Genomic DNA, 24,603 nt, shown 5'->3' on the forward strand with positions numbered 1-24,603 from the left:
TCCGCCACGTGGGTTGGCGGCGCAGGCAGCCGCGCCAGCCGGGGCGGTCCGGCGCGCCGCTACGCGAAGGCGCAACGAGCCGCCTGGACGGCTCATGTGCGCGACGCGCATACGGAAATACCATGATGGCAGGAAATGAGCCGGCACGTCTCGAACGCGCGTGCTTTTTTTGCCGGCACTGCCGCTACGCGGGACTAAGGCGAGGGCCTGCGCAGCGCCTCGAAGCGCGTCCAGGGCCACGACGGGCGGTCGCGCATATAGCCGTTGAGCCAGTTCCATTGCGGGTGGCGCTGCATGAACGCCTGGGCGTCGAATGGGCGGCCGCAGGGATGGCCCCAGCGCGCCCAGAACGACAGATCGCGCGCCATTTCGCTGTCGACCACCTTGCCGTCGTTCGCGCCCCATGGGTTGAACGGCCCGTGGTCGGCGCCGCCGAAGCGCGCGTCGTCGAGTTCGAGATGGCCGCAGATCGTGCGCGAGCACGGGTTGTCGCTACGCTCGAGGTAGACGTCGTGGTGGTCCGCGATCATCGCCTTGGCGAGTTCGGCGTCGATCGCGCCGCGGTGCTCCTGCGCGAGTTGCATGAAGCGCAGGCGGCGCGCGCCGTTGCGGCGCACGTCGGTGTAGTCGTCGGCTTCGCCGGTGCACTCCTGGTTGCGGATCTTGAGGTCCGTGGCCGCGTTGAAGCCGCTGTAGAAGCCGTCTTTCGTGCTCTCGAAGCCCGCGTGCTGCAGGCCCAGTTCGTAGCGCGCGATCTCGCCCGTTTTGGTGTCGCCGAGCAGCCAGCTGTTCACATAGCCCGCGTTGTTCGCCTGCGCGAACATCTCGCACCATTGCGCAATGCTCGACGCATACTGCGTCGCCCGTCGCGAGCGATAGAACTCAGGCGCGCCGTTCGCGCGGTAGCCGACGAAGTTCGAGATGGTCGTCTCCGTCACCATCAGGCCCGCGCCGTTGATCCAGAAGTCGGTGAGACTCGAGATGCAGCCGGGCAGGCCCTGCATGAGGATACGGTGCCCCGAGTCGGGCACGATGTCGAACACGATATTGAAGGCATCGCCGGCCGCGTAGCGGTCCCACGAGTTGTGCGCCATGACGATGCGGCCGTCGCGCGTCGCGCTGCCCGTCGCGATGAAGGCGCTGCAATGGTGGCCGCGCCGCCCGCGCCAGGGGCGCACCGCGGGCTGTGCTTGCTGTGTCGCAACATGAACCGGCCACCAGCTCTGCAGCAGGTCCATGTAGCCGTTCCAGGCGAGCACTTCGGCGAACTTGAGACCGGCGCCGTCGGCGATGCCCTGGATCTCGTCGGCGAATTCGGTGTCGAGGCGCGGCGCGAACTGCACGATCGCGGCGTCGACGAAGGTGTCGAAGTCCTCGCCCGTATCCCATTTCGCGAGGTAGCGCGCGGTGCGAATCGCATTGCGGATTTCGTTGGCGAGCAATTTGCCGTGCTGCTCGCCGCGGTCGTAAGGCTCGCCCTGCAAGTGCAAGAATATCCAGCCCGCGTGGTCGCGGCGTACGGCTTCGAGTGAGGGTTCGCTCATCTTCGCTCCGGTCATCCCCGCGTCGATTCTCGCTGGCCCCCTGTGCGCACGACGGTGCGCGCAGGCACAGCGCGGGCCGCGAAGCGCGTTTCCCTCTAGATTCCAGAAAATCCGCTGCGCTTTGCCACGCGCCTCGCGCGCGGGCGAAGCCTACCGCTCCGCGTTCATGCGCTGATAGGCGTCGAGCAGCGACGTCTTGTACACCACGCCCGCGAGCGTCGGCTCGCGCGTGCTTTCGACCACGGGCAGGCGCTCGCCCTGGAACGACATGAAGTGCTGCAGGCCGACGGCGAGCGGCATGTCGGGCGTGAGCACGTCGAACGTCGGCTTCAGGTAGTCGCGGGCGTGCTTGTGCGCGGTATCGCGCTTTTGCAGCAGGTCCGAGGTGATGTCGGCGAGCGCAACCGCGCCGAGAAAGCGCCCCGTCTCGTCGGTCACGTAGAGGTACTTGACCGGATATTCGAGGAACACGCGCGTCATCTCCTGCACCGTGGCGCTCTCCAGCACGACCGTCTGCGCGGGGCGCACCAGCTCGCGCATCTGCGTCATGCGCAGGCGCATGCGTTCGGCTTCCTCGCGATTGCGATGCAGCGTGATTTCGTACATCGACGCCTTGCCGATCGCGCGCGCGACGAAATACGCAACGACGCACGAGAGCATCAGCGGCAGCACCACCTGGTAGCTCAGCGTCATCTCGAAGATCATCAGAATCGCCATGAGCGGCGCCTGGGTCGCGCCCGCGAGGAACGCGCCCATGCCCACCATCGCGTAGGCGTACGACGCCGAGGTGCCGTCGGGCCAGAGCGTGTGCATGCCCTGGCCGAACAGGCAGCCGAGCACGGCGCCCATGAAGAGCGTCGGCGTGAACACGCCGCCCACGGCGCCCGAGCCGACCGTCGCGGCCGTCGCGATGAGCTTGAAAACGAGCACCGTGGCGAGCGCCGTCCAGGTCCACGGCGAATGGAGGATGGAGTTCACGACGCTATAGCCGTTGCCCCACACCTCGGGCGTCCACACCGAAAGAATGCCGACCACGAGACCGCCGAGCGCGAGCCGCACGGGCAGCGGCGCGTTGATGCGCCCAAAGCCCTTTTTCGCGGTGGCCATCATCATGAGGAACTGCGGGGCGAGCGCGCCGCAAATGAGGCCGAGCGCCACGAAGAGCAGCACCTCGACGCCCGTCACCGGCGGGAACACGGGCATCTCGTACGGCGGCTTGTAGCCCGCGAACTCGCGCATCGTGATGTTGGCGACCACGGAGGAAACGACGATCGGCCCGAAGCTTTCCATGACAATGGAGCCGAGCACGATTTCGGTCACGAAGAAGGCGCCGGCGATGGGCGCGTTGTACGCCGAGGTGATACCGGCCGCCGCGCCGCACGCGACGAGCAGGCGCAGCCGCGACGGATCGAAGTGGACCCAGCGGCCAATCAGCGAAGCGGCGAGGGCGGCGAGCTGCACCATCGGGCCTTCCCGGCCGATCGAGCCGCCGCTCGCGATCGTGAAGAGCGACGAGAGGCTGCGCCAGATGCTCGTGCCCACGGGCATGACGCCGTCGCCGATCGCCACCGCCTCGATGTAGTCGGCGTGCATCGCCTTGCCGCTGCTGCCGGGCGCCTTGCGCCGCGCGAGCAGCAGCAGGCATCCCGCGATGAAGCCGCCTGCCGCCGGCATCCAGATGCGCCGGTGCCACGGCAGGTGACGCGCCATCTCGACGAGGCTGCCTTCGCTGCCCGCGAAGAGCATCTGCACATGCGCGATGCCCTCGCGAAAGATCACGGTCGCAAACGCGCCCGCCACGCCGACGATGACCGACCAGATCAGCATCGTATGGGCCTCGGACAAGCGAAAGAGATCGCGGGCGCGGGTGCGCAGTTTCAGCAGGAATGACAGCACGGCGGGCGGGTCAGGTTACGGGTGAAAGAAAGCCGCGCGTGCGCAGGGCGCGACGTGCGGCGGGAAGCATAACGGGTCAATGCAGCAACTGCACGGCAATTGCGCGCCGCGTGCACGAAACCAGGCGGTGGCGGACGCCTTCCTCGGCCCGCGCGCATTCAGCGCACGGCCCGGTCGAGTTCGGGGTAGTGCCGGAAGATGCCCGTTTCGTTGAACGGCAGCCGCCGCTCCGAGTCGAGATAGGCGGCGATATTCGGGCGCTTGGCCACGGCGTCGCGCAGCGCGACGACATGCGGATAGTGATCCGCGAAATGCTTCGTCGCTTTTGGAAAGGCGTAGCGCAGGCCCTCGACGATCTGAAACATCGACAGATCGACATAGCTGAGCGCGTTGCCCACCATGTGGCGCGGGCCTTCCGGATTCTGCGCGAGCACGCGCTCGAAATAGCTCATGAATTTCGGAATGCGATGCGCGATGAAATCCGCCGAGCGCGCCTTCGCTGCGTCCTTCTGGTCCTCGTAGTAGAGCCCGCTCGCGATCGGATGATGGGTGTCGTGCGCTTCGGTCACGAGGTCCGCGATCGTCAGTTGCAGGCCGTTCGCGACGATGCGCAAGCTCTCGTCGCGCGGCGCGAGCTTGAGCTTCGGGCCGAGATAGAAAAGGATATTGGCGGTTTGCGGCACGATCAGGTCGCCGTCCTTGAGGAAGGGCGGGGCGTAGGGCGGATACGGTTCGTCGCTCTCCAGTTCGCCCATCATCGCGCCGATGCCGAGGCCGTCCTTCTTCTCGCCGCGCGCCACGTCCACGTAGGGCGCCTGCGCCTCTTCCAGCGCGAGCCGCACGAATTCGCCCCGGCCCTGCAGACCGTCCCAGTAATAGAGTTCGTATGCCATCGGTCGTCCCCTTGCGTTCATGGCCGTGCTCGCCACGGCCCGCGCGGCCGCTGCCCACGCAACGGGCAGCAACGCACAGTATCGCTCGCAACGCTCGCGCCTGGTTCGCGTGTGGCGTGCGCACGCGAGATGGCGTAAGGGGGCCGCGCGCAGAAACGCAAACAGCCCCGCAGCAGGCGGGGCCGGTGGCCGGGAGCGCCGGCGCACAAGGGATCGGGTCGGGGCGCGCGGCCCTCGGGCGCCGGGTCATCCGAACAGGCGCTGCACGCCCCAGGTGATCGCGAGACCGCCGCCGACCAGCCAGAGGTAGATGATGAAACCCGCGGTCAGCGCCCGCGGGCCGGCCTGGCGAATCTGCGAGACGCGCGTCTCGATGCCGAGCGCCGTCATCGCCATGGTCAGCGCGAAGGTGTCGAGCGTGTTGACCGCGTGGGTGGCCGTCTCGGGCAGCACGTGGAGCGAATTGACGATCACGAGCGCGAGGAAGCCGAGCGCGAACCAGGGTACCGCGAGCTTGCGCGCGCCGCCTTGGCTGGCGTGGCCGTCGGCCGTTGCCTTGCTGCGCGCCGAGCGATTGAGCCACACGCCGAGCACGAGCAGCACCGGCACGAGCAACATCACGCGCGTCATCTTGACGATGGTGGCGATGTGCGTGGCCTCCGGGCTCACATTACTCGCGGCGCCCACCACCTGCGCGACCTCGTGAATCGTGCCGCCGAAGAAGAGCCCGGCGCCGAGCGTGTCCAGATGCAGCCAGCCTGCGCGGAACAGCATCGGGTAGAGGAACATCGAAAGCGTGCCGAACAGCACGACGCTGCCGACAGCCATGGCGCTCTTGTGCGGCTTCGATTGCAATGTGGATTCGAATGCGAGCACGGCCGCTGCGCCGCAGATCGCGCTGCCGGCTGCCGTGAGAATGGCGGTGTCGCGGTCGAGCTTGAGCAGTTTCATGCCGACCCAGGTGCCGATCACGAGTGTGCTCACGACGATCACGACCGACTCGACGAGCCCCGGCACGCCGACCTGGGCGATTTCCTGCAGGCTCACGCGCAGTCCGAAGAACGCCACGGCGATGCGCAGCAGCTTGCGTGCGGAGAAGTTCACGCCGGCGGCCCAGCTTTCGGGCATGCCGTCGCGAAGCGCATTGCCGTAAATCGCGCCCGCGACGATGCCGACGATCAGCGGGCTCATGCCGAGCCCGGCGATCGCGGGCAGCGACGCGACACTGGTGACGGCGGCCGCGAACAGCGCGACGAACAGGACGCCGTTGAGCTGCCCGCGGGTGGACGGCGATGATGCGTGCGCAAGACTGGGTGTGGACATGATGGCCTCTCAACCGGGCGATGCGGCGGAAAAATGGGGTAGCGAACAGGTCGCTATCGAATGGCCTAATCCTAATTTAGGTATATCGATATGAAAAATCGTGATTTGTGACGTAATATATAGGACAACACGATGGTTTCCCTCGATGACCCCGGAACAACTGATAACTTTCGCTGCTGTCGCCGAGCATCTCAATATCAGTCGAGCTGCACTCGCACTGCATTTGTCGCAGCCGGCCGTTTCGGGCCAGTTGCGGCTGCTGCAGGAGGAGATCGGTGAGCCGCTGTATCAGCGCGACGGCCGGGGGGTGCGCCTCACGCCCACGGGCGAACAGCTCGCGGGCTACGCAGCGCGCCTGCGCGACACCTGGCGCGACGCGCTCACCTACCGCGACGCGTTGCGCGGCCTCGAGCGCGGCACGCTGCGCATCGGCGCGACCACCACGCCCGCGAGCTACCGGCTGCCGTATCTGGTGGCGCAGTTCCACGGCCGCTATCCGCAGGTCAAGCTCGAAACGTCGAGCGGAAATTCGACGGACGTCGTGGGCATGCTCGGCGCGGTCGATATCGCGCTAATCGAGGGCCCGGTGGGCGAGCAGCTGCCGCCGGATACCGCCGTGCATGCCTGGCACGAGGACGAAATCGTCGCGATCGTGCCGCGCTCTCACGCACTGGCGTCGCAGCTCGACGCGCAGGGGGAGACGGCCGCCGCGATGCCGGCCATCACGGTGGGAGCGCTCGCGCAGTGGCCGCTGGTCCTGCGCGAGGATGGCTCGGGCGTGCGCCAGGTGGTCGAGCGGGCGTTCGCTCGCGCCGGCGTGCCCATGCGCGTTGCGCTGGAGATCGCGGGCGTGGAGGGCGTGAAGGAGGCGGTGCGAGCAGGTATGGGCATCGGCTTCGTATCGGCCATGTCGATGCGTCACGAGAACGGCGCCTTGCGGCAGATCCGCCTTGTGCCCGAGCCGCTTGCGCGGCGCTTTTCCATCCTGGTGCCGCACGCGGGCGCGGCTTCGCGCGTTGCGCAGCGCTTCCTGGAACTGTGTCTCGCCGATGTTCCTGGCGCCTGATCCACCAGACCCAGGGCAATCCAGAATGGCGGCCCAAGCGGCTAACGCGCACTATCCGCTCTAATTAACCGGCGCGCAGGCGCTTTTTTTCGGGCTGGATTTGGAACCGGTTCCAAAAAACGAAGTGCGCGACGGCAGGCAACGGGATGACGGCAATGGCGGAAGTAGCAATCGTGGCGAGCGCGTTCGGGGCGCAGGCAATCTGGCGTGACGGTCACGCGGCGTGGAGCCGGCTCGCGCGGCGCGCGGGCGCGCACGCGTTCGAGGTGCGGCGCGAGCTGATGCACGATGCCGACGCGCAGCCCGAAGCGCTGCGCGCGCTCGGAAAGGCGCTTGCGGACGAAGGGTTGTGGCGCGTCTGGTCCACACCGGACGCGCTCTATGGCGACGATGGCGCGCTAAACGAGGCGGCGCTTGGCGCCGCGGTCGCCGCGGGACGGGCGCTCGGTGCGCGTTTCGTGAAGCTGCAACTGGGCGGTTTCTCCGGCGACGCCAGCGCGGCGCGCCTCGCGAGCCTGCTCGAAGCACTGGGCGCACGCACGGGCGACACCGTTGACGCGCGCAACGGCCCGCGCGTCGTCGTCGAGAACGGCCAGCTCGAGCAGGGTGGCAAGCTCGACCAGTTCATCGGCCTCTTCAACGCGCTGCGCGACGGCGGCGCGCCGGGTGTGATCGGGATGACATTCGACATCGGCAACTGGCAATGGCCGGGCGAGCCGCCGCTGCTCGCCGCCGCCGCGCTCGCGCCGCACGTCGAATACATCCATTGCAAGGCCGTGGTGGGTGAGGGCGCGCGCCGCTTCGCTGCCGCGCCGGGCGACGACGACGCGCTGTGCCGCGCCGCACTCGCGCTGCTGCCGACACACGTGCCGCGCGGCATCGAGTTTCCGTTCGATCCGGCGCGCGTACACGCAGACGCCGCGCATTACGTCGAATGGCTCGCGGCCGCTTGAGCGCCGCGCGAAGCCTCGATACCGCGCCCCAGACTCCATACGATTCATCAGGAACGCATGTCATGACCGAAGCACTCGATGTCATCACCTACGGCGAAGCGATGGCGATGTTCGTCGCCACGGAGCCGGGGCCGCTCGCCCAGGTCGCCCATTACACGAAGCGCGCGGCGGGTGCGGAACTCAATGTCGCGACCGGCCTCGCGCGCCTCGGTTTCAAGGTGGGCTGGATGAGCCGCGTGGGGGCCGACTCGTTCGGCCAGTTCGTGCGCGACGTGCTCGCGCACGAAGGCATCGACGCGCGTTGCGTGAGCACCGACACGCGCTTTCCGACCGGCTTCCAGCTCAAGTCGAGGAACGACGACGGCAGCGATCCCGCTGTCGAGTATTTCCGTCGCGGCTCGGCGGCGAGCAAGCTTTCGGCTCGCGACTATCAGGCCGGCTATGTGCTCGGCGCGCGCCATCTGCACCTGAGCGGCGTGGCGCCCGCCATCTCTTCCTCTTCACGCGAACTGGCGTTCAAGCTTGCACATGAGATGCGCGCCGCGGGGCGCACGATCTCGTTCGACCCGAATCTGCGCCCGACGCTGTGGGGCTCGCAAGCCGAAATGGTTGGCACGCTCAACGAACTCGCGAGCTTCGCCGACTGGGTACTGCCCGGCGTCGGTGAAGGCCTTGTGCTGACGGGTTCGGACGACCCGGAAGCCATCGCGCAGTTCTATCTTGCGCGCGGCGCACGCGGCGTGATCGTAAAGCTCGGCGCAGAGGGCGCGTACTACGCCACGGCCGAAGGCGAGCAGGGCCGCGTCGCGGCGCAGCGCGTGGAGCGCGTGGTCGATACCGTGGGCGCCGGCGACGGCTTTGCCGTGGGCGTGGTGAGCGCGCTGCTCGAGGGCCGGTCGCTTGCCGCGGCCGTGGCTCGCGGCAACCGCATCGGCGCGCTGGCCGTTCAGGTGATCGGCGACGCGGAAGGCTTGCCGACGCGCGCGCAGCTCGATGCGCTCGAAGCCGCGCAAACGCAGGCAGCCGCATAGCGGAACAGGCGGCGCAACGCAAAGTGCGGCGCGCCAAACGACATGAGACCAGAGGGCGGCACTGTCAGGTACCGAGCCCCATTCAACTGGAGACACCGATGACCTCAACCTCGCTCGCACCGCGCCGCTGGTGGGCAATCATGCCGATCGTGTTCATCACGTACAGCCTCGCCTATCTCGACCGCGCCAACTACGGCTTCGCCTCGGCGGCCGGCATCAATCGCGATCTCGGCATCAGCCCGGGGCTCTCGTCGCTGATCGGCGCGCTGTTCTTCCTCGGCTACTTCTTCTTCCAGCTGCCGGGCGCCGTGTATGCGGAGCGCCGCAGCGTGCGCACGCTCGTGTTCGTGAGCCTCGTGCTGTGGGGCGGCTGCGCCGCGCTCACGGGCGTCGTCACGAACATTCCGTCGCTCATGGCGATCCGTTTCGTGCTCGGCGTGGTCGAGGCGGCCGTGATGCCCGCCATGCTCATCTTCATCAGCAACTGGTTCACGAAGAAGGAGCGCTCGCGCGCCAACACGTTCCTGATCCTCGGCAATCCGGTCACGGTGCTGTGGATGTCGGTGGTCTCGGGCTATCTCGTGCATGCCTTCGGCTGGCGTCACATGTTCATCGCCGAAGGCGTGCCGGCTGTGCTGTGGGCCGTGTGCTGGTGGTTGCTCGTGCGCGACAAGCCCGCACAAGTCAACTGGCTCTCCGACGATGAAAAGCGCGCACTCGACGCCGCGATGCGCGCCGAGCAGGCCGCCATCAAGCCGGTGCGCAACTATGCCGAGGCGTTCCGCACGCCTGCCGTGATGCTGCTCTCGGCACAGTACTTCTGCTGGAGCATCGGCGTGTACGGCTTCGTGCTGTGGCTGCCGTCGATCGTGAAGAACGGCTCGGCGCTCGGCATGGTCGAAACGGGCTGGCTCTCCGCCGTGCCGTATCTCGCGGCGACCATTGCGATGCTGGCCGCCTCGTGGGCGTCGGACAAGCTCGACAATCGCCGCGCCTTCGTGTGGCCGTTCCTGCTGGTCGGTGCGCTCGCCTTCGCGCTCTCCTACGCACTCGGCTCGACGCACTTCTGGATCTCGTACGCGCTGCTCGTGGTGGCGGGCGCGGCGATGTACGCGCCGTATGGCCCGTTCTTCGCGATCGTGCCGGAGCTGCTGCCGAAGAACGTGGCCGGCGGTGCGATGGCGCTCATCAACAGCATGGGCGCGCTCGGCTCGTTCGTCGGCTCCTATGTGGTCGGGTATCTGAATGGCGCGACGGGCTCGCCTGCGGCATCCTATGCGTTCATGAGCGCGGCGCTGCTCGTTTCAGTGGGCCTCACGCTCGCCGTCAAGCCGCAGCGCGCCGCCGCCCGTGGTTATGCATCGCCGGCTCACGGAAAATAACCTCTCTTTTCTAGCGCACTTATGAAGCCGAAAATCGTTGTCTACAAAGCCTTGCCCGCCGATGTCGCCGACTATCTGCGCGAGCATGCCGAACTGATCGACGTCGATGCCGACCAGCCCGGCGCACTCGCCGCCGCGCTAAAAGACGCCGACGGCGCGATCGGCGCGAGCGTGAAGATCGCACCGGCGATGCTGGACGGTTCGCGCGTGAAGGCGCTCTCGACGATCTCCGTGGGCTACGACCAGTTCGACGTGGCCGATCTCACCAAGCGCGGCATCGTGCTCGCCCACACGCCCGACGTGCTGACGGAATCGACGGCCGACACCGTCTTCTCGTTGATCCTCGCGAGCGCTCGCCGCGTGGTCGAGCTGGCCGACTGGGTCAAGGCGGGCCAGTGGAAGGGCAGCATCGGCCCGGCGCAATTCGGCGTGGACGTGCAGGGCAAAACCCTCGGCATCGTGGGGCTCGGGCGCATCGGCGGCGCCGTGGCGCGCCGTGCCGCGCTCGGCTTCAACATGAAGGTGCTCTACACGAACCGCAGCCCGAACGAAGCGGCCGAGCGCAACTACGGCGCGCGCCGTGTCGAACTCGACGAACTGCTCGCAAGCGCGGACTTCGTGTGCCTCCAGGTGCCGCTCACTGACGCCACGCGCCATCTGATCGGCGCGGAACAGTTGAAGAAGATGAAGAAGAGCGCGATTCTCATCAACGCCTCGCGCGGCGCGACCGTCGACGAAAAAGCGCTGATCGCGGCGCTCGAAGCTCGCACGATCCACGGCGCGGGCCTCGATGTGTTCGAGCGCGAGCCGATCGATCCCGCGTCGCCGCTGCTGCGCATGCCGAACGTGGTGGCGCTGCCGCACATCGGCTCGGCCACGCACGAGACGCGTCACGCGATGGCGCGCTGCGCAGCGGAGAACCTCGTCGCGGCGCTCGCTGGCACGCTCGATGTGAACGTCGTCAACCGCGAGGTGCTCGCGCGATGAGCATGGCCGCGGGCGGCGCGGATCGCGAGCGTGACGTCGATACGGCGGAAAAGGGCGCCGCGGCCACGGCGCCGCGCCGCGCGACCATCAGCGACGTGGCGCGCGAAGCCGGCACAGGCAAGACCAGCATCTCGCGCTATCTGAACGGCGAGCTGGGTGTGCTTTCGCCCGACCTGCGCGCGCGCATCGAGGCGGCGATCGAGCGGCTCGACTATCGCCCCAACCAGATGGCGCGCGGGCTCAAGCGCGGCCGCAACCGTCTGCTCGGCCTGCTGATCGCCGATCTCGCCAATCCCTATTCGGTGGAGATTCTGCAGGGCGTGGAAGAGGCGTGTCACGCGCTCGGCTACATGCCGCTCATCTGCCACGCGGCGAACGAGATCGACATGGAGCGGCGCTATCTCCAGCTGCTCACCACGTATCGCGTGGAAGGCGTGATCGTCAACGCACTCGGCGTGCGCGAATCGATGTTGAAACCCGTGGGCAGCGGCGGCATTCCGGCCGTGCTGATCGACCGGACCGTCGACGGCCTCGATGCGGACATGGTCGGCCTCGACAACGCGGCGGCCGTGCGCCTCGGCACGGAGCATCTGCTTGCGCGCGGCTACGACGACATCGTGTTCGTCGTGCAGCCGTTCGAACAGGTGAGTTCGCGGCGCGAGCGCGAAGCGGCGTTTCGCGAGTCGATGCAGGCTACGAAGGGCGCGGCCCGCGGCCTCACGCACGTGCTCGATCTCCACGACGAAGCCACCGTGCAAACCGCGCTCGCGGCGCTCGACACCCACGTGGCCCAGGCGCTGGCACGCGGTGCGCGTTGCGCGTTGTTCGCGGCCAATGCGCCGGTGGCGCTGCGCCTCGCCTTGCATCTGAAAGCGGCCCTCGGCGCGCAGTGGCAGCAGCGCGTGGCGCTCGTCGCCATCGACGATCCGGAGTGGGCCGAGCTTGCCGGCATCACGACGATCCGCCAGCCGACGCGCGAGATCGGCTATCGCGCGGTGGAGTTTCTGCACGAGCGCATCGAGGGCGCGGCGCCCAAGGCACGCGCGGCGGCCTTCGAGGGCGAACTGGTGGTGAGGGCTTCGACGCTGGGGTGAGGACGGCGCGATTGCGGGGCTCTCGCGCAGCCGGGGCTGCGCGCAAGCGCCGATATCTGCGATCATTCGGGCTGCGGCGCGCGTGCGTGCGTGCCGAACGTCATAAGGAAGCCCATGTCCGTAGCTCCGATCACGCTCGTCTGCCTATCGCTCGCGACGCTGTTTGTCGCCGCCTTGCCCGTATCGCTGTATCGCCGGCTGCGTGTGCCGTTCGCGCTCGACTGGCGCGATACGGTCACGGGCGTCGCCATCTTCGCGTTGTTCGTGGCTGTGATCGAGCGCGCCATCAACGACTACATGCTGCACGGCAACGCCGCCGTCGCGCAGGTCCTTTCGAACCCCGTTTTCTTCGTGCTGTACGGCGCGCTCGCGGCGGGCGTGTGCGAGGAGGTCGGGCGTTATATCGCCATGCGGCTCATCGCGCGCCGCGGCGCAGGCAAGTCCAACGCGCCCGCAGACAGCTCGGCCTTCGGCTACGGCATCGGCCATGCGGGTGCGGAGGCGTGGTTCGTCGGCGTGCTCGTGCAGTTGCAATGGATCGTGTTCGCGGTGCTCGCGAATCGCGGCGATCTCGACGAGCATCTCTCCAATCTCACGATGGACTCGGTCTTGCGCGTGCATCTGATTCTCGCTAGCCTTTCGCCGCTTTTCGCGGGCGTCTTTGCGCTCGAGCGCACGGCCGCGTTCGTGTTCCAGATTGGCTTGTCGGTGCTGATGTGGCGCGGTGTGCGCGCAGGATGGAAGGGGATTTTGCCGCTCGCGATCCTCGTGCACGCGCTCATCGACGTGCCTGCCGCGATGTATCAGGCGCGTCTCGTGCCGCTCGTGGCCGTGGACGGTTTGTATGTGGTGGCGGCCGTGATGGTCGCCGTCGTGCTTTTCAGGACGTGCCGCCCGCAGCGGCGCGTCGCACGCGCGGCGTAAGTGCGCGTCTTACTTCTTTTTTCTGGCGTCAATGGAAGCCTATCTGTTTGAATGCGCGAGCCCCGAATTCGACGAGCTCGCCCGCGTGATCGCCGACATCTTTCCCGAGCAGACGCGCTTTGCCGAAGAGCCGAATGAAAACGGCGTGCCGCAACTGGTCGTGCACTGGGTGGCGATGCGCTTCGGCTCGAAGGCGCGCCGCATGGCGCTCACGGTGGCAATCGCACCCGCCGCGCTCGCACGCTATCGCGCATTGCCGCCGCGGCTGCGCGGGCGCAGCTTCGCGGTGTTGCGAGCCTACGTGGAGGCGACGATCGAATCGCTCGAGGAACAGCACGCGAAGGGCGAAGATGTGCCGCGCGAGGTGACGATCGCGCTGGACGAAGAATTTGCGTAAAGCGCTTGCTCGAAGCGCATTGGCTTGAAGCGATGGGCGCAGTGCGCCCAGTTTGCGTTGCGCTGAGATTCAGTCGGCGAGCTTGTAGACCTTGGCGAAACGTGCGGCCTGCACGACGCCATAGTCGCCGGGTGCGTATTGCATGACCCAGTCGCCGGCCACGCCGCCAAGCCGGTCGCCGCCGGCAGAACGCACGAGCGTGAACGGCTCGTCCATGCGCCTTGCGAGCACCACGACCTGGTGGTTGCGATACGCGCCTGCCTCGCCGTGAGCGAGGGTGTCGCTCGCCGGCAGGTACTTCGCATCGAATCGATCGCGCGAGACGACCCAGCGATCGCCGGTCGAACCGGTGATGATCGCGTCGCCGGGCGCATAGCGGTTCGGGCCTTCGAGGCTCATCAGCTCGCCGGCAACGGCCGCAAACTCGACGCTCACGGTCTCGTCCTTGACGACGCGCTGTGCGGCGGGGTCGACACGCAGGTCGAGTTGGGTCAGTTCAATCATGGCGGCAGCAGCGGACGGGCTTCACAAAAAGCGGCTTTCAAAGAAGCGACGGCCGGGCAGTTTCGCCCGGCCGTCGCGCGGTCCGCAAGGGTACCCTGGATCGGGCCGTTGCGCACATGGGAGCGCGGCCCGATTCGCGGGTGCGTCTTACTCCGTCTTACTGCGCGGCCGGCGTGCTGGCCGCTTCGGTGTCGCTCGTTGCGTCGCCTGCCGACGGCTTGGCCTTGCCCTTGTGCTTCGGATGGCCCGGCTTGCCCGACGGGCCGTGCTCATTGCCGTGGCGGAAGGACTGATCGGCGAGCTTCTTCTGTTCCGGCGAGAGGCTCGTGTAGAGCGGCTCGAACGCCGAGACGAGCTTCTGCATGTCGTCCGCGTGTGCCTGGGCGATCTGCGCATACTGCTTCATGTCGTCGAGCGCGTTGCGCGAGCTTTCGCTCTCCGCGCGCTGCTTGAAGAGATTCGCCATGGTCTCGCCGTTGCTGCGCATGGTGTCGGCGAACGTCTTCCATTGCGGTTCTTGCTCGGGCGTGATCTTGAGCTGCGTGTGCAGCCACGTGATGCGCTCCTCGACACGCTGCTGATGCTGCGCGGCGCGCACATCGGCGCTCGACGCGGCCGCGGCGGTTGCCGAAGCGGCCGGCGCAGCGCTTTGCGCGAACGCGCCGCTCATCGAGAGCGAGACGGCAAGGATGACGAAAGCTTTCTTCATTGTGACTCCTTGAATCATTTCGTAGCGGGTAGCATGGCCAGAATGGCTGCAGGCGCTATTAGTACCACGTTCTCGCTTCGCGACGCCCCGGCTGCGACACTTGCTTACAAACGAAACGCGTGGAAATACCCGTCGCGCAGGACTTGCGCGACGCGAGCGCCGCCGGCGTGCTCACCCGCGCGCGATAATGACGCCGTTCAGACTTCCCATACAGACACCGCCCGATGAGACCTCCGCGCCTCGATCAACTCGACGACCTCGACCGCAGCCTCGTCGCGCTGCTGCAGGAAAATGCGCGCGAAAGCGTCGCGAATCTCGCACGGCGCCTGGGCGTCGCGCGCACCACGGTGCTTGCGCGCATCGAGCGGCTCGAACGCACTCAGGTGATCGCCGGTTACGGCGTGCGCCTCGGCCAGGATGTGCTCGACGCGAGCCTGCAGGCGTGGGTCGGACTCATCATCGCGCCGCGCCATGGGCCCGATGTGCAAAAGCGCCTCGGCAAGATGCCCGAAGTGCAGTTGCTGTGCGCGGTAAGCGGCGAGTACGACTACGTGGCGTGGCTGCGCGCCGATTCGCCCGACCGCCTCAACGACCTGCTCGACCAGATTGGCGGCATACCCGGCGTGGAACGCACGACCACATCGATCGTGCTTGCGCGCAAGGTCGATCGCGGCTCGGTGACGGGCTGAATCGAGGGCTGAGCCGCGGCCCGAACGGCGAGGTATTCGCCATCGAAAATGAATGGTTTCGTCATTTCGACGAAAATTGTCGTCATAATGACGAAAATGTCGGTCGAAACGCATCGTTTTGCGTCTATGAACCGTATTTGTCTCTCCCTAGACTGTGTTTGAGCGGGCGCTGCCCATCCCCAAGCATAGAAAACCAAAGGAGATGACACATGAAAGTTGCGATTGCAGGCGCCGGCCTGATCGGCCACACCATTGCCCACATGCTGCGTGAGAGCGGCGACTACGAAGTCGCGGCGTTCGACCGCGATGCGAAATCGCTCGAGCCGCTTGCGGCGCAGGGCATTCCCACCGCGCGTGTCGATTCCGGCGACGCCGCCGCGCTGCGCGGCGCGCTGGAAGGTTATGACGTGCTGATCAACGCGCTGCCGTATTACCTTGCCGTGAACGTCGCCTCGGCGGCGAAGGGCGCAGGCGTCCATTACTTCGATCTGACCGAAGACGTGCGTGCGACCCACGCGATTCGCGCGCTGGCCGACGACGCCGATCATGTCTTCATGCCGCAATGTGGTCTCGCGCCCGGCTTCATCGGCATAGCGGCGCATGCGCTCGCGAGCCGCTTCACCGAGATCCGCGACGTCAAGATGCGCGTAGGCGCGCTGCCGCAGTTTCCCACCAACGCGCTCAAGTACAACCTCACATGGAGCGTCGACGGTCTCATCAACGAGTATTGCCAGCCGTGCGAAGCGATTCGCGAAAGTCGCACGCAGTGGGTGCAGCCGCTCGAAGGTCTCGAGCATTTCTCGCTCGACGGCGTCGAGTACGAGGCCTTCAATACGTCGGGCGGCCTGGGTACGCTCTGCGAAACGCTTTCGGGCAAGGTCGAATCGCTCGACTACAAGTCGGTGCGTTATCCGGGTCATCGCGCGCTCATGCAGTTCCTGCTCGAAGACCTGCGCCTTTCCAGCGACCGCGACACGCTCAAGTCCATCCTGCGCCGCTCGGTGCCCGCAACCGAGCAGGACGTCGTGCTCATCTTCATGACGGTGACCGGCATGCGCGACGGCAAGCTCGTGCAGGAGGTGTTCACGCGCAAGATCTTCGCGAAGACGGTGTGCGGCGTGCCCATGAGCGCGATCCAGATCACCACCGCCGGCGCCATGTGCGCGGTGCTCGATCTGTTCCGCGAAAAGCGTCTGCCGCAAGCCGGGTTCGTGCGCCAGGAGCAGGTGTCGCTCCAGCAGTTCCTCGCGAACCGCTTCGGTCAGGTGTACGAAGGCGCGACGCTCGACAGCCGCGCGAAGGTGGCGGCCTGACGTCTCAGGTCGATGCCGTTGCCGACACGATGCGCTCGAGCAGCGCGTCGTAGTCGGCCGCGGCGGGCGCGCTGTTGTCGAAGAGCAGAAGGCCGTCGAGCTGCGCGCCCGACGGCATGAAGCGCCGCTGCCGGTATTCGTTCCAGTGAGCGAGCTTGTAGGCGTCGATCGGATGGGCGCGCGCGCCGATGCGCGCGTGCGCCGTTTCCTCGCTCGTATGCACCCACACCACGGTGAGTCCCACCTCCTGACCGACACCGAGCCACGCGCGGTCGAACAGCTTGCGCTCGCGCACTTCGCGCGACAGCGGGCCGACCACGAGCGCGCTCACGCCAAGTTCGAGGTTTTCGCGGGCGGTGTCGATGAGCCCGCGGTACTCGGGTTCGCGAAAATGCTGCAGGAAAAGCGGGCTGTCGCGATCGTTCGGGTCGTGCGTGAGCGCGCCCATCGCGGCTGCGCTATAGCTGCCGTAGAGCGTGTCCTTGTCGAGCAGGCAGAACGGCTCGCCGGTCTCGCGGGCGAGCGGGGCGAACAGGCGTTTGGCGAGCGAGGTCTTGCCGGCGCCGGCGTGGCCGCAGAAGAACACCAGTCTTGTCACCGGCGGCGTGCCTCGCCGTGTTGCGTGCCGGCGTTCGCCGACGGGGCGTTATCCAGGCCGTTTTGCTCGGGTCCGTGTCCGTTCAGGAATTTGCCGTTGGCCTCGAGCCACATCACGTTGATGATGCCAAAGCCGAGCGCAACGCCGATGCCGAGAATCCACGAGAAGTACCACATGGCCGTTGCCTCCTCTTAATGCCGGTTGCGAGCGCTGCCGCGCAGTCCCCAAAGCATATAACAACGATGATCGGTCTGGCGCCCGTACGGATATGATGGGCGCGAACCGGGAGCCAGAAGTCAGAAAAGGGGAAAGCGCCCATGCCGCCTTTGCCGTCGCGCAGATCGATTGCGAGTCTCGCCGCCGCCGTCACGGTGGTCGCCGCGTTCGCACTCGGCGGCTGTGCCGAGGAGCAGCCGCAGCCCATGCCGTTCAAGCCCGTGCCGGCCGAACGCATCCTGAAGCCTGGCTACACCGAGCCGGGCGAGGGCCTCGTGGCCGTGGACGTGCGCCGCGAGCGCACCCGCAACGTCATCGTCAAATTCCGCGACGCGCCCGTCTACATCGACGGTGAACGCGTGACCGACCTCATGGACGGCGAACACGTCACGTTCTACCTGAAGCCCGGCGTGCGCCGCATCGCCGTGACGACGCAGTTCGATCCCGTGATCGAGCTGCGCTTGCTTGTGGATCCGCGCTACACCAACCGCGCGAGCATCACCTTCGACAAGGATGACCGCATCGGCATCCGCCGCGTCGCGCAGTAGCCTCCCAGTTCGCCGCCGCCGTTGCACGGCGGGCACGGGCAGTGCTCTCAGGCCCAGTCAGCCGGACGCGCGCCGCTCGGGCACCCCGTCCAGACGCCGTCGGTCGACGGAACACCTTACACTTGGCAACCGGTGCAACTCGAAGCGGCGCGGGCGCGACCCGCCGCGCGGAAGAAAAGGAACATGCTAATCAATTGCGTCGCGTATCAAGGCGGCAAGAAACTGGCCGACGTCACAGTCGAAGCCATCAGCGACTATCTGGCGAAGCCCGAGTGTTTCGTCTGGGTCGCGCTCAAGGACCCGGACGCCGGAGAAATGGCGGCGATGAAGGAGGAGTTCGGCCTGCATGCGCTCGCCATCGAAGACGTGATGAACGGCAACCAACGGCCGAAGATCGAGGAATATGGCGACACGCTTTTTTGCGTGCTCCACACGCTCGAACTCGACGACGACGGCGAAGTCATCACAGGCCAGGTGAACGTCTTCGCCGGCCCCAATTTCGTGCTTTCGGTGCGCCACCGCGCGCAGCAGGGTTTCAGCGATGTTCGCGCGCGCTGCGAGCGCGAGCCCGAATTGCTGCGCGAAGGCTCCGGGTTCGTGCTCTACGCGCTGATGGACAGCGTGGTCGATCGCTACGCGCCGGTGCTCGAAACGCTCTCCGGCGAGATCGAGGAGCTGGAGGACCGCATCTTCGACAAGCACGACCTCGCGGGCTCGCGCGCGATCATCGAGGATCTCTATTCGCTCAAGCGTCGTCTCGTGATCCTCGCGCATCACGTCACGCCGCTCGTCGATGCCGTCGGCAAGCTCGTGGGCGGGCGCATTCCGCAGATCTGCGTGGGCATGCAGGCGTACTACCGCGATGTGTACGACCACCTCGTGCGCGTGTCCAACATGATCGACGCGCGCCGCGAAATGATCGTCACGGCGATCCAGGTGAACCTCGGCATGATCTCGCTCGCGGAGAACGAAGTGACCAAGCGGCTCGGTTCCTTCGCCGCGCTCTTCGCCGTGCCGACCATGATCGCGGGCATCTACGGCATGAACTTCGAGCACATTCCGGAGCTGCACTTCAGATTCGGCTACCAGATCTGCCTCGCCGCCATGCTCGTGCTCGATATCTTCCTGTTTTTCCTGTTTCGTCGTATTAACTGGCTCTAAGGCGGTGCGGGCGTTGTTGCGCCGCCGCATGGCCGGCAGCGACGCCAGTGACAGAGCAAAGTTGACATCGTTGAGCGCCTGCGCCGAGAATGGGCCGGCAGAAAACGTTTGCGCATAACCAGAAAGCAGGGCCCAGCCGGGCCCGACAAACCGGAGACTTCCAGACATGAACTCCCGCATTCGCCGCCGCATCCTTCTCGCCGCCAGCGCGCTCGCCACGACCGCCGTAACAGGCGCTTTGCCGCTCGCGGCCCGCGCACAGGCGCCTCACAAGCCGAAAGTCGCGCTCGTCATGAAGTCGCTCGCCAACGAGTTCTTCCTCACCATGGAGACCGGCGCGAAGGACTATCAGAAGCACAACGCCGACCAGTTCGATCTCATCACCAACGGCATCAAGAACGAGACCGACACGGCCGCCCAAATCCAGATCGTCGAGCAGATGATCGTCTCGAAGGTCGACGCCATCGTGCTCGCGCCCGCCGACTCCAAGGCGCTCGTGCCCGTCGTGAAGAAGGCGGTGGACGCGGGCATCATCGTCGTGAACATCGACAACAAGCTCGACGCCGACGTGCTCAAGTCCAAGGACCTGAACGTGCCGTTCGTCGGCCCGGACAACCGCAAGGGCGCCCGCCTCGTGGGCGACTACCTGGCCAAGCGCCTGAAGTCGGGCGACCAGGTGGGCATCGTCGAGGGCGTCTCCACCACGACCAACGCACAGCAGCGCACCGCGGGCTTCAAGGACGCGATGGACGCCGTGAGCGCGAAGATCGTCTCGACGCAGTCGGGCGAATGGGAGATCGACAAGGGCAACGCCGTCGCCTCCGCCATGCTCAATGAATACCCCGACATCAAGGCGCTCCTGTGCGGCAACGACAACATGGCGATCGGCGCCGTGTCGGCCGTGCGCGCGGCGGGCAAGCAGGGCAAGGTGTACGTGGTCGGCTACGACAACATCGGCGCCATCAAGCCCATGCTCAAGGACGGCCGCGTGCTCGCCACCGCCGACCAGTTCGCGGCGAAACAGGCCGTGTTCGGCATCGACACGGCCCTGAAGGCGCTCAAGGAGCACAAGAAGCAGTCGGAGCTGTCGGGTATCGTCGAAACGCCCGTGGTGCTCGTCACGAAGTAAAGCGCTGCCGGCAGGCGCCATGCCGTGCCGCGGCGGTATTTGCGTGCGCAACGCAATAAGCGCTCAAGAATCTCGCCGCGCAGCCGTTATTTGTACCGGGATGACCGCATGGGCGGCCGTCTTCCGCTGGGCGGCGTATCGCTGCCCAGCGCGCCGTTCGAGGCATGCTCTACCGGAGCGTGCGGCGGCGGTGCGGACCCGCAGTATCCGGGCGGCGCGACTCACCGGTTGAACCCGGCGGCGCGGCTCGCGACTACAGGATCGTGATGGATGCAAATGTCCCCGACGTAGCGTCACCTGCGCCCGCCGTGCTTACGGTGACGGGCGTCGGGAAGACCTACGAGCAGCCGGTGCTCGCCGACGTCAGCCTCGCGCTGCACGCCGGCGAAGTGCTTGCGCTTACGGGGGAAAACGGCGCGGGCAAGAGCACGCTCTCGAAGATCGTGAGTGGCCTCACAGCGTCGAGTGCGGGCAGCATGACGCTGATGGGCCGCCCCTACGCCCCGGCGAGCCGCCGCGAAGCCGAGGCGCTCGGCGTGCGCATGGTCATGCAGGAGCTGAACCTGCTGCCCACGCTCACTGTTGCGGAGAACCTGTTTCTGGACCGCCTGCCGCAGTCGGGGCCGCTGCGGTTCGGCTGGATCGATCGCAGGCGGCTGCGTGACGACGCGCGGGCCGCGATGGCGCAGGTCGGACTCGAGGCGATCGACCCCGATACGCCGGTCGGGGAGTTGGGAATCGGGCATCAGCAACTCGTGGAGATCGCGCGCAACCTGGTCGGCAGCGCCGCTGCGGCCGATCATGGCGATGGCGGCGACATGCGCGTGCTGATCCTCGACGAGCCGACGGCCATGCTCACGGCTCGCGAGGTCGAATTGCTGTTCGAGCAGATCGCGCGGCTGAAGGCGCGCGGGGTGGCGATCGTCTACATCTCGCACCGGCTCGAAGAACTCGAGCGCATCGCGCAGCGCGTCGCGGTGCTGCGCGACGGCAAGCTCGTGCGGGTGGACGCCATGGCCAACCTCACGCCCGAGCGCATCGTCGCGCTGATGGTGGGGCGCGAGCTTGGCGAGCGCATCGATCTGGGGCAGCGGCGCATCGGCGCGCCGCTCCTGAAGGTGGACGGGCTCACGCGCGCGAAGGCTGTGCGCGACGTGTCGTTCGAAGTGCGCGCCGGCGAGATTTTCGGCGTGTCGGGGCTGATCGGCGCGGGCAGAACGGAGCTGATGCGGCTCATCTACGGCGCCGACCGCATGGAGCGCGGCACGGTGGCGCTGGCGCCCACGCCGGGCGCGGCGCCGGAACCCGTGCAGATTGCCTCGCCCGCCGATGCGGTTAAGCTTGGCATCGCGCTCATCACCGAGGACCGCAAGGGCGAAGGGCTGCTGTTGCCGCAGCCGCTCGCCGCGAACGTGACGCTCGGCAACGTAGGCGCGGTCTCGCGCTATGGCGTGGTGGACGCGGCGCGCGAGAACACGCTGGCCCGCACGCAGATCGACGCGCTGCGAATCCGCGCGTCCGGACCCGCGCAGCCGGTGGGCGAGCTGTCGGGCGGCAACCAGCAGAAGGTGGTGATCGGCCGCTGGCTCGCGCGCGACATTACGCAGTCGATGCGCGTCGTGCTGTTCGACGAGCCTACGCGTGGCATCGACGTCGGGGCGAAGTTCGACATCTACGCGCTGATGGGCGCGCTCGCACGTGAAGGCCGGGCGCTCGTCGTGGTATCGAGTGACCTGCGCGAGCTGATGCTGATCTGCGACCGCATCGGCGTGATGTCGGCGGGGAAGATGACGGCCATCTACGGTCGCGACGAGTGGAGCCAGGACAAGCTGCTCGCCGCCGCCTTCGCGGGGCTGCGCGCCGAGGATGCGCTGGTCGCGAACGCGCGCGATCTGCCGGAGATGGGCGACGTGCCGCCACACAGGGAAACGCGCAAGCCCCATGAACGCAACGACGACCCACGAGGGAGCGCTTCATGACGAACGACCCGTTGCGCGGGCAACCGTCGCCGCACGGCGACGAAATCGGTGGGCGTACCAGTTCGACCAAAATCGCGCCGGGCGCTGCGCCGGTGTCGGCGCCGCATGCGATGCAGGCGAGCGGCAAGCCCGTGGGCACGCGCTTCGGCTTTTCGAACTACCTGGGCCTCGCGCTCGCGCTGATCGCGATGATCGTGTTGTTCTCGCTGCTGAGTTCACACTTCCTCACGTACGATACGTTCAGCACGATCGCGAACCAGATTCCCGATCTCGTGGTGATGGCAGTGGGCATGACCTTCGTGCTGATCATCGCGGGTATCGATCTTTCGGTGGGTTCGGTGCTCGCGCTCGGCGCTTCGGTGGTGAGCGTGGCGTCGCTCAAGTGGGGCTGGGGCGCGCTGCCGGCGGCGCTGCTCGGCCTCGTCGCCGCGGCGGCCACGGGCACGCTCACGGGCGCGGTGACGGTGGGCTGGCGCATCCCGTCGTTCATCGTTTCGCTCGGCGTGCTCGAAGCGGCGCGCGGGCTTGCGTACCAGATGACGAATTCGCGCACGGCGTATATCGGCGACGCGTTCGACTTTCTCTCGAACCCGATCGCATTCGGCATCTCGCCGGCGTTCCTGATCGCGGTGGCGGTGATGGTGATCGCGCAGCTCACGCTGACGCGCACGGTGTTCGGACGGTATCTGATCGGTATCGGTACCAACGAAGAGGCGGTGCGCCTGGCGGGCGTCGATCCGCGGCCGTACAAGGTGATCGTGTTCGCGCTGATGGGCGCGCTTTCCGGGCTAGCGGCGCTGTTTCAGATTTCGCGCCTCGAAGCCGCCGATCCAAACGCGGGCGCGGGGCTGGAGCTGCAGGTGATCGCCGCCGTGGTGATCGGCGGCACCAGTCTGATGGGCGGGCGCGGCTCGGTCATCAGCACGTTCTTCGGCGTGCTGATCATCTCGGTTCTGGCCGCGGGGCTCGCGCAGATCGGCGCGAACGAGCCCACCAAACGGATCATCACCGGCGCGGTGATCGTCGTGGCGGTCGTGCTCGACACGTACCGCAGCAGGCGAAGTCGCAGAGGCAGCAGGACATAACAATTTTTTCGAGGGCGCGGTCCGCAATGCAGCGCGGGCCGACGGAAATGACCGGGAAAGCGACGCCAGACCAAACCTACAACGGGCGCGCAGAGAGCCGGCAGCAACAGGGCAGCAAAAAAGCAGGAGCAACATAAAGATGGCGACGATCAAGGATGTGGCCGCCGTGGCGGGGGTATCTTTCACGACGGTGTCGCATGTGGTGAACAATTCGCGTCCGGTGTCGGCGGACGTGCGGGCCAAGGTCGAGCGCGCGATCCGCGACCTGAACTACGTGCCGTCGGCGGTGGCGCGCTCGCTCAAGGCGCGTGCCACGGCGACCGTCGGTCTGCTCGTGCCGAACGGCACCAACCCGTATTTCGCGGAGCTTGCGCGCGGCGTCGAGGACGCCTGCGCGCGCAAGGGCTATTGCGTGTTCTTCTGCAACTCCGACGACGACCCGGCCAAGCAGCGCAGCTACCTGCGCGTGCTGCAGGAAAAGCGCATCGACGGCCTCATCGTCGCCTCGGCCGGTGACGACGCCGTGCTCGCCTCGACGCTTGCCGATACGCGCGAGCCGATCGTCGTCATCGACCGCAACATCGAGGGACTCGACGCCGATCTCGTGCAGATCGACCACGAGCGCGGCGCCTGGCTCGCCACGCGGCATCTGCTCGAGTTCGGGCACTCGCGCATCGGCTGCATCACCGGGCCGGTGACGACCGCGGTGAGCGCGATGCGCATGCACGGTTTCCTGCGCGCCATGTCCGAGCGGGGCGTGGAGATCGCGCCGGGCGCCATCGTCGAAAGCGACTTTTCCGGGGCGGGCGGTTACCGCGCGGCGGCGCAACTGTTCGACAGCGTGCGGCCCACTGCGATCTTCGCCGGCAACGACATGATGGGCATTGGCGCCTTGCGCGCGGCCGCCGAGCGCGGCTTGCGCGTGCCGGGCGACTGCTCGATCATCGGCTTCGACGATATCGAGCTCGGCAACTTCACCTGGCCCGCGCTCTCGACGGTCGGCCAGCCCGCGCGTGCGCTCGGCGACATGGCGGCGCTCACGCTGATCGAGCGCATCGCGAACGCGCGTGAGGAAGGCGCGAGGGCGCGCCGGCGCGTCATGCCGCCTACGCTCTTCGCTCGCGAATCGACGGGGCCCTGGGTCGGTGCGGAGGAATACGCGCCGCTCGCGGCCTGAGGCAG

The 24,603-nt window shown here is 67.0% G+C and carries 24 protein-coding genes; 16 read left to right on the forward strand and 8 right to left on the reverse strand.

The genetic code is table 11. The features are described 5' to 3' along the window. Nucleotides 1–194 precede the first annotated feature (194 nt). From AB3X98_RS14165 to AB3X98_RS14180, 4 genes are all read right to left on the reverse strand, one after another. Complete coding sequence (locus AB3X98_RS14165) at nt 195–1,544, reverse strand: C45 family autoproteolytic acyltransferase/hydolase (protein WP_368605390.1); 1,350 nt, start codon at nt 1,542–1,544, stop codon at nt 195–197. A gap of 150 nt (nt 1,545–1,694) precedes the next feature. After that, nucleotides 1,695–3,440, reverse strand: a complete 1,746-nt coding sequence (locus tag AB3X98_RS14170) for a ClcB-like voltage-gated chloride channel protein (protein ID WP_368605389.1) — start codon at nt 3,438–3,440, stop codon at nt 1,695–1,697. Nucleotides 3,441–3,598: 158 nt separating this feature from the next. Then, the gene (locus AB3X98_RS14175) at nt 3,599–4,333 is read right to left on the reverse strand and encodes a glutathione S-transferase (RefSeq protein ID WP_069265681.1); all 735 of its coding nucleotides are present in this window, start codon (nt 4,331–4,333) and stop codon (nt 3,599–3,601) included. 246 nt (nt 4,334–4,579) lie between these two features. Continuing rightward, on the reverse strand, nt 4,580–5,656 hold the full coding sequence (locus AB3X98_RS14180; protein WP_368605388.1) for a YeiH family protein: 1,077 nt from the start codon (nt 5,654–5,656) through the stop codon (nt 4,580–4,582). A gap of 145 nt (nt 5,657–5,801) precedes the next feature. Here AB3X98_RS14180 and AB3X98_RS14185 point away from each other — a divergent pair, with 145 nt between their 5' ends. The 8 genes from AB3X98_RS14185 to AB3X98_RS14220 all read left to right on the forward strand — a co-directional run bounded on the left by AB3X98_RS14185 (nt 5,802) and on the right by AB3X98_RS14220 (nt 13,490). Continuing rightward, nucleotides 5,802–6,722: a LysR family transcriptional regulator gene (locus AB3X98_RS14185; RefSeq protein WP_368605387.1), complete on the forward strand. Its 921-nt coding sequence runs from the start codon at nt 5,802–5,804 to the stop codon at nt 6,720–6,722. 155 nt (nt 6,723–6,877) lie between these two features. Then, a complete protein-coding gene (locus AB3X98_RS14190; protein ID WP_069265684.1) occupies nt 6,878–7,675 on the forward strand; it encodes a TIM barrel protein in 798 nt (265 codons plus the stop codon). A 62-nt stretch (nt 7,676–7,737) separates the two neighbouring features. Continuing rightward, complete coding sequence (locus AB3X98_RS14195) at nt 7,738–8,706, forward strand: sugar kinase (protein WP_368605386.1); 969 nt, start codon at nt 7,738–7,740, stop codon at nt 8,704–8,706. Nucleotides 8,707–8,804: 98 nt separating this feature from the next. Continuing rightward, complete coding sequence (locus AB3X98_RS14200) at nt 8,805–10,088, forward strand: MFS transporter (RefSeq protein ID WP_368605385.1); 1,284 nt, start codon at nt 8,805–8,807, stop codon at nt 10,086–10,088. 21 nt (nt 10,089–10,109) lie between these two features. After that, the gene (locus AB3X98_RS14205) at nt 10,110–11,075 is read left to right on the forward strand and encodes a 2-hydroxyacid dehydrogenase (protein ID WP_368605384.1); all 966 of its coding nucleotides are present in this window, start codon (nt 10,110–10,112) and stop codon (nt 11,073–11,075) included. Further along, on the forward strand, nt 11,072–12,169 hold the full coding sequence (locus AB3X98_RS14210; RefSeq protein ID WP_368605383.1) for a LacI family DNA-binding transcriptional regulator: 1,098 nt from the start codon (nt 11,072–11,074) through the stop codon (nt 12,167–12,169). The genes AB3X98_RS14205 and AB3X98_RS14210 overlap by 4 nt, the downstream gene beginning before the upstream one ends. A gap of 114 nt (nt 12,170–12,283) precedes the next feature. Then, entirely contained in the window at nt 12,284–13,093 is an 810-nt protein-coding gene (locus AB3X98_RS14215; RefSeq protein ID WP_368605382.1) for a YhfC family intramembrane metalloprotease, read from the forward strand. Nucleotides 13,094–13,124: 31 nt separating this feature from the next. Further along, entirely contained in the window at nt 13,125–13,490 is a 366-nt protein-coding gene (locus tag AB3X98_RS14220; protein ID WP_069265748.1) for a DUF3022 domain-containing protein, read from the forward strand. A gap of 69 nt (nt 13,491–13,559) precedes the next feature. Here the strand turns inward: AB3X98_RS14220 and AB3X98_RS14225 are convergent, their stop codons facing one another. Then, nucleotides 13,560–13,994 (reverse strand): PGDYG domain-containing protein, encoded by a 435-nt coding sequence (locus AB3X98_RS14225; protein ID WP_368605381.1) that lies wholly within the window; start codon nt 13,992–13,994, stop codon nt 13,560–13,562. Nucleotides 13,995–14,151: 157 nt separating this feature from the next. Then, nucleotides 14,152–14,703, reverse strand: coding sequence for a Spy/CpxP family protein refolding chaperone (locus tag AB3X98_RS14230; RefSeq protein ID WP_368605380.1), 552 nt, complete (start codon nt 14,701–14,703; stop codon nt 14,152–14,154). A gap of 224 nt (nt 14,704–14,927) precedes the next feature. Between AB3X98_RS14230 and AB3X98_RS14235 the strand changes: the two genes are divergently transcribed. Together AB3X98_RS14235 and AB3X98_RS14240 are read left to right on the forward strand one after the other, a co-directional pair. Beyond that, complete coding sequence (locus AB3X98_RS14235; RefSeq protein WP_042265707.1) at nt 14,928–15,392, forward strand: Lrp/AsnC family transcriptional regulator; 465 nt, start codon at nt 14,928–14,930, stop codon at nt 15,390–15,392. Between the two features lie 209 nt (nt 15,393–15,601). Next, the gene (locus AB3X98_RS14240; RefSeq protein WP_069265691.1) at nt 15,602–16,705 is read left to right on the forward strand and encodes a saccharopine dehydrogenase family protein; all 1,104 of its coding nucleotides are present in this window, start codon (nt 15,602–15,604) and stop codon (nt 16,703–16,705) included. 4 nt (nt 16,706–16,709) lie between these two features. On the opposite strand, the gene AB3X98_RS14245 is transcribed toward AB3X98_RS14240, so the two are convergent. Together AB3X98_RS14245 and cydX are read right to left on the reverse strand one after the other, a co-directional pair. After that, a complete protein-coding gene (locus AB3X98_RS14245) occupies nt 16,710–17,303 on the reverse strand; it encodes an AAA family ATPase (protein WP_368605379.1) in 594 nt (197 codons plus the stop codon). Further along, nucleotides 17,300–17,479, reverse strand: a complete 180-nt coding sequence (gene cydX, locus AB3X98_RS14250; RefSeq protein ID WP_368605378.1) for a cytochrome bd-I oxidase subunit CydX — start codon at nt 17,477–17,479, stop codon at nt 17,300–17,302. The genes AB3X98_RS14245 and cydX overlap by 4 nt, the downstream gene beginning before the upstream one ends. 141 nt (nt 17,480–17,620) lie before the next feature. Between cydX and AB3X98_RS14255 the strand changes: the two genes are divergently transcribed. The 6 genes from AB3X98_RS14255 to AB3X98_RS14280 all read left to right on the forward strand — a co-directional run bounded on the left by AB3X98_RS14255 (nt 17,621) and on the right by AB3X98_RS14280 (nt 24,598). Beyond that, complete coding sequence (locus AB3X98_RS14255) at nt 17,621–18,067, forward strand: hypothetical protein (protein ID WP_368605377.1); 447 nt, start codon at nt 17,621–17,623, stop codon at nt 18,065–18,067. Between the two features lie 183 nt (nt 18,068–18,250). Next, the gene (gene corA / locus AB3X98_RS14260; protein ID WP_069265695.1) at nt 18,251–19,228 is read left to right on the forward strand and encodes a magnesium/cobalt transporter CorA; all 978 of its coding nucleotides are present in this window, start codon (nt 18,251–18,253) and stop codon (nt 19,226–19,228) included. A 166-nt stretch (nt 19,229–19,394) separates the two neighbouring features. Then, nucleotides 19,395–20,357, forward strand: a complete 963-nt coding sequence (locus AB3X98_RS14265; RefSeq protein ID WP_069265696.1) for a sugar ABC transporter substrate-binding protein — start codon at nt 19,395–19,397, stop codon at nt 20,355–20,357. A 266-nt stretch (nt 20,358–20,623) separates the two neighbouring features. Further along, entirely contained in the window at nt 20,624–22,336 is a 1,713-nt protein-coding gene (locus tag AB3X98_RS14270; RefSeq protein WP_368605376.1) for a sugar ABC transporter ATP-binding protein, read from the forward strand. Beyond that, nucleotides 22,333–23,421 carry an ABC transporter permease gene (locus AB3X98_RS14275; protein ID WP_141710712.1) on the forward strand — a complete coding sequence of 363 codons (1,089 nt, stop codon included), beginning with the start codon at nt 22,333–22,335 and terminating at the stop codon, nt 23,419–23,421. Before AB3X98_RS14270 ends, AB3X98_RS14275 begins: the two co-directional genes overlap by 4 nt. 139 nt (nt 23,422–23,560) lie before the next feature. After that, nucleotides 23,561–24,598 carry a LacI family DNA-binding transcriptional regulator gene (locus AB3X98_RS14280; protein ID WP_069265698.1) on the forward strand — a complete coding sequence of 346 codons (1,038 nt, stop codon included), beginning with the start codon at nt 23,561–23,563 and terminating at the stop codon, nt 24,596–24,598. Nucleotides 24,599–24,603 lie beyond the last annotated feature (5 nt).

Source organism: Paraburkholderia sp. BR14312 (assembly GCF_040948675.1).
In the GTDB taxonomy this organism is placed as follows: Bacteria; Pseudomonadota; Gammaproteobacteria; order Burkholderiales; family Burkholderiaceae; genus Paraburkholderia; species Paraburkholderia nodosa_A.